The sequence below is a fragment of the Paenibacillus sp. AR247 genome (assembly GCF_002968895.1).
In the GTDB taxonomy this organism is placed as follows: domain Bacteria; phylum Bacillota; class Bacilli; order Paenibacillales; family Paenibacillaceae; genus Paenibacillus_AQ; species Paenibacillus_AQ favisporus.
This window is the reverse complement of record NZ_PCZT01000012.1, coordinates 494,947-499,099: the sequence shown is the minus strand read 5'-3', so window position 1 is coordinate 499,099 and position 4,153 is coordinate 494,947. Positions and strand designations below refer to the sequence as shown.

Sequence of the window (4,153 nt, the reverse complement as noted above, 5' to 3'; positions counted from 1 at the left end):
GCAAGGCACCGTTCAGCCGGCCGCCGCCTTCCACCAGAATCGAGCCGATCTCACGTTTGCCCAGCTCCTGCATCGCCAGGCGAAGATCGACCTGCGGGCCCGATCCGCAGCAGATCGTTTCTACGCCGATCTTCTTAAGGGCTTCCGTCTTATCCAGATCGGCGCGTTCCGTCGTCAAAATGACGGTCGGCGCAGCTCCATCCTGAACCACCTTCGACTCAAGCGGAATCCGCAGCAAGGAATCGACGACGATCCGCACAGGATTCAGACCGATGGCGCCCTGCAGCCGGGTAGTCAGCTGCGGATTGTCCGCGATCACTGTATTTACGCCAACCATAATCCCTTGATGGCGGTGGCGGAGCGTATGAACCTGCTCCCGGGCCGCTTCGTTCGTGATCCATTTACTGTCTCCCGATTCGGCTGCGATGCGCCCGTCCAGCGTGCTTGCTGTCTTGACCGTCACATAGGGAAGCCCGGTCGTAATATACTTGATAAACTTTTCGTTCAAGCGGCGGGACCTGTCACCGAGCAGCCCAACTTCCACCTCAATCCCGCTGCGGCGGAGCAGCTCAATTCCTCTGCCCGCCACCTGGGGGTTGGGATCTTCGCAGGCCACGACGACCCGCTTCACCTTCTCGCGTATAAGGCGTTCGCTGCAGGGCGGCGTTTTTCCGTAATGGCTGCAGGGCTCCAGCGTTACATAGACCGTACTCCCTTCCGCACGGTCACCCGCCATATTCAGCGCATGGACTTCCGCATGGGCGGTTCCCCGCTGCAAATGCGTGCCAAGCCCAACCATAGCCCCGTCTTTAACGACGACGCAGCCAACAACCGGATTGATCCCGGTCTGACCCTGTGCCCGCTCCGCCATATCGAGCGCAAGCGCCATATAAAATTCATCGTTGATGATGCCGTCCATTCATCTCCCCCCTTGTTCGGAATCGGGACATCCCCTCAAAGCTAAGTCTCGGCTTTGGGCGCTTTGCGGATACTTCGCATGTTGTAAATTCCATGGTAAATCACCTTACCATGCGCATCTTTGGCTCCGCGCTGTTCAAACCGGTACTCTCCGGGGGTTCCCCAGGTCTTTGTAAAAAAGCAAAAAGCCCCGGGATGGCTTAAACCATCCTCGGGGCTGTGAGAGACAAGTCAGATACACTCCAATAAGGCTGCAGAATCCCAAAAATCAGGATCAGCCAAATAAGTCATCGGTAGCGTAAAGTCGTCAGCAAACAGAAGCCGTCCCTCCAGGGACAACCTTCTACTATGTGAAAACAACCACGTACACGTGACATCTTATTGGACAGCTGCACTCCGAACTGAAGTGCACGCTTTCTCTCCTTCTCCCATCCAGACTATACTGTCGGTCCCGGATTTGCACCAGGTCCACCGTACGCTAAGCGTCAAACGAAGCGTCCGGGTCACGGACTGAGACGGGCGCCTGAACTGATCGGCTGCCGCGTCATCACCGCCGGTAGGGAATTTCACCCTGCCCCGAAGGATATAACCAATATCAATATGCAATTGCCAGATGGAATGGCTGCCTAGTGGAAGCCCCATCTATACTAGGAAATGTTAACACTGCCTCGGCAAAAAATCAATACGCTCCTTTTCCCGGTCCAGAACAAAAAGCCGCTTGTCCCTATTTGAAACAGGGAAAGCGGCTGATAAATCGTGCGCGACTCGCAGATTAAGCTTCGTATACTTCGACCGTCTTCATCACGTCGCGGCCTTGGAACGCGTCGACGTATTCCATGCCCTTCGTCACTTTGCCGAATACGGTATGCTGTCCGTCGAGATGCGGCTGCGGTTGGTAGCAGATATAGAACTGGCTTCCGCCTGTGTTGCGGCCGGCATGTGCCATCGCCAGCGATCCGCGCTCGTGTTTGTTCGGGTTGATTTCGCAGTTGATTGTGTAGCCTGGGCCACCGGTACCGGTGCCGTTCGGGCATCCGCCCTGCGCAACGAATCCCGGAATGACGCGGTGGAACACCAGACCGTTGTAGAAACCGGAGTTTGCCAGTTTCTCAAAGTTCGCCACCGTGTTCGGAGCGTCTTTTTCAAACAGATCGAGCAGCACTTCGCCGCCGTTTTCAAGAGTGATTTTTGCTTGCTTGGCCATTATGTCAATGACTCCTTTCATGTCTTTCCTGAGTGTTAACAGACATCTTCTAGTTTACTATGAAATCCCGGGCGAAGCAAAATAATTCCGCATTCTTCCTCGTTCTATAAACGCGCAAAAGGACCCCTCTGCATTCCCCAATACAGAGATGATCCTTTATACTGCGCACCAATTCACTTACCAGAGGCGCTGGCGAACAGCGCCTGTCCCCTTAATGCATCTCCTTACTTAAGCACAGCCTGCTTTGCGATCCGCTCAGGAATGACATCGTTGCCGATGATATCCTGAAGGCTCTCGCGGCGAACGACCAGGTCGCTTTGACCTTGGTTCACGAATACGACCGCCGGTTTGCGGATCCGGTTGTAGTTACTCGCCATAGAATAGTTGTAGGCCCCTGTGCACGAAACGGCGAGCAGGTCACCGTTATTGACTTTCGGAAGCTCTGCATCCCAAATCAGCATGTCGCCGCTCTCGCAGCATTTGCCGGCAATGGACACGGTTTCTTCCGGCTTGTCGTTGGCACGGTTGGCCAGCATGGCCTCATACTTCGACTCGTACAGCGCCGGGCGCGGGTTGTCCGTCATGCCGCCATCCACGGCCACGTACTTGCGCACACCCGGAATATCCTTGCTGGTGCCGACAGTGTACAAGGTTGTCCCCGCATCGCCCACGATGCTGCGGCCCGGTTCCACCCAAATTTCCGGCAGCTCGCTTCCCCACTCGGCAAAATGCGTTTTCACCGCGTCGGTAATCGCCTTCACGTACTGGCTGACTTCAAGCGGCGTGTCGCCTTCAACGTAACGGATGCCAAAGCCTCCGCCGAGGTTCACTACTTTGAACTGCACGCCCAGCTGTTCTTTGACACTCTTGGCAAACTCGGCTACACGCTGAACCGCCATCTGAAATCCGTCGACCTCGAAGATCTGCGACCCGATATGGGAATGGACGCCGAGAAGCTCCAGATGCTCCTGAGCGGCAGCTGCTTTGACGGCTTCAAACGCAGAGCCGTTACCGATGTCGAAACCGAATTTCGAGTCGGTTTGGCCGGTTGAAATATATTCATGCGTATGAGCTTCAACCCCTGGTGTGACGCGGAGCAAAATGTTGACCTTCACCTTTTTCTCAGCCGCCACCGATTCCAGCACATGCAGCTCAACAAAATTGTCTACGACGAAGCAGCCGATGCCGGCGTCGATCGCCATTTCCATCTCTTCCACCGTCTTGTTGTTGCCGTGGAAATGGATGCGCTTGGCCGGGAAGCCTGCCTGAAGCGCCGTGAACAATTCGCCGTCGGACACGACGTCTAGGGACATGTCCTCTTCCTCTGCAATCCGGCACATGGCCATGACGCAGAACGCCTTGCTGGCGTAAGCCACCTGGAATTTCAGTCCGGACGCGCGGAACGCATCGACGTATTCGCGGCACCGCGTGCGGACCAGCTCCTCGTCGACGATATAAAGCGGCGTACCATACTGCTTCTTCAGCTCGGTAACGTCACAGCCACCGATTTCCAGGTGACCGTCCGCATTGATTTTACTTGTACCATGTAGAAACATATTATGCATCCCTTCGCTTTCCTTGGAAATGTAAATATTCCATGTGAACTTTTACATCAGTATACCAGACAAGGGAAGAGAATGAATGGATTTTTTGCACAACATTTGTGTTTTCCTACGACTGTTCGCGGTTGTCCGGGTTCTTCGCCATTCGCGTATTATCCCTCGTTTTGTTGAAAGACGGCCTTTTCTTGCTCTCAAGCACCGGGAAGCGCAGCAGCACTTCAGACAGAGCCTTTGCATTAAACGGTATAAACGGCCATAGATAAGACGAGTTGTAAGACCGGTGCAGCGTCAGCAGCAGGATCAGCAGTGTCGTCCCGACGACGAATCCCTGCACTTTGAAAATAGCCACCGCGACCAGCAGCACAAGCCTCACCATCCGGTTGGCCAACCCCAGCTCATAGCTCGGCGTGGCGAACATGCCGATGGCCGCTACGGCCATGTATAAGACGACCTCATTGACAAACAAGCC

4 protein-coding genes and 1 riboswitch are annotated in these 4,153 nt (G+C 54.9%); all 4 genes read right to left on the bottom strand.

The window, feature by feature from the left end:
• Nucleotides 1-919, bottom strand: a 919-nt coding sequence (gene ribD, locus CPT76_RS23855) for a bifunctional diaminohydroxyphosphoribosylaminopyrimidine deaminase/5-amino-6-(5-phosphoribosylamino)uracil reductase RibD (protein ID WP_105444657.1), incomplete at its 3' end; no start/stop codon positions are given.
• A gap of 415 nt (nt 920-1,334) precedes the next feature.
• Nucleotides 1,335-1,506, bottom strand: a riboswitch (FMN riboswitch).
• Between the two features lie 184 nt (nt 1,507-1,690).
• A complete protein-coding gene (locus tag CPT76_RS23850; protein ID WP_076170052.1) occupies nt 1,691-2,122 on the bottom strand; it encodes a peptidylprolyl isomerase in 432 nt (143 codons plus the stop codon).
• A gap of 224 nt (nt 2,123-2,346) precedes the next feature.
• Entirely contained in the window at nt 2,347-3,678 is a 1,332-nt protein-coding gene (gene lysA / locus CPT76_RS23845; protein ID WP_105444741.1) for a diaminopimelate decarboxylase, read from the bottom strand.
• Between the two features lie 115 nt (nt 3,679-3,793).
• On the bottom strand, nt 3,794-4,153 hold a 360-nt coding region (locus tag CPT76_RS23840; RefSeq protein ID WP_146116408.1), incomplete at its 5' end, for a spore germination protein.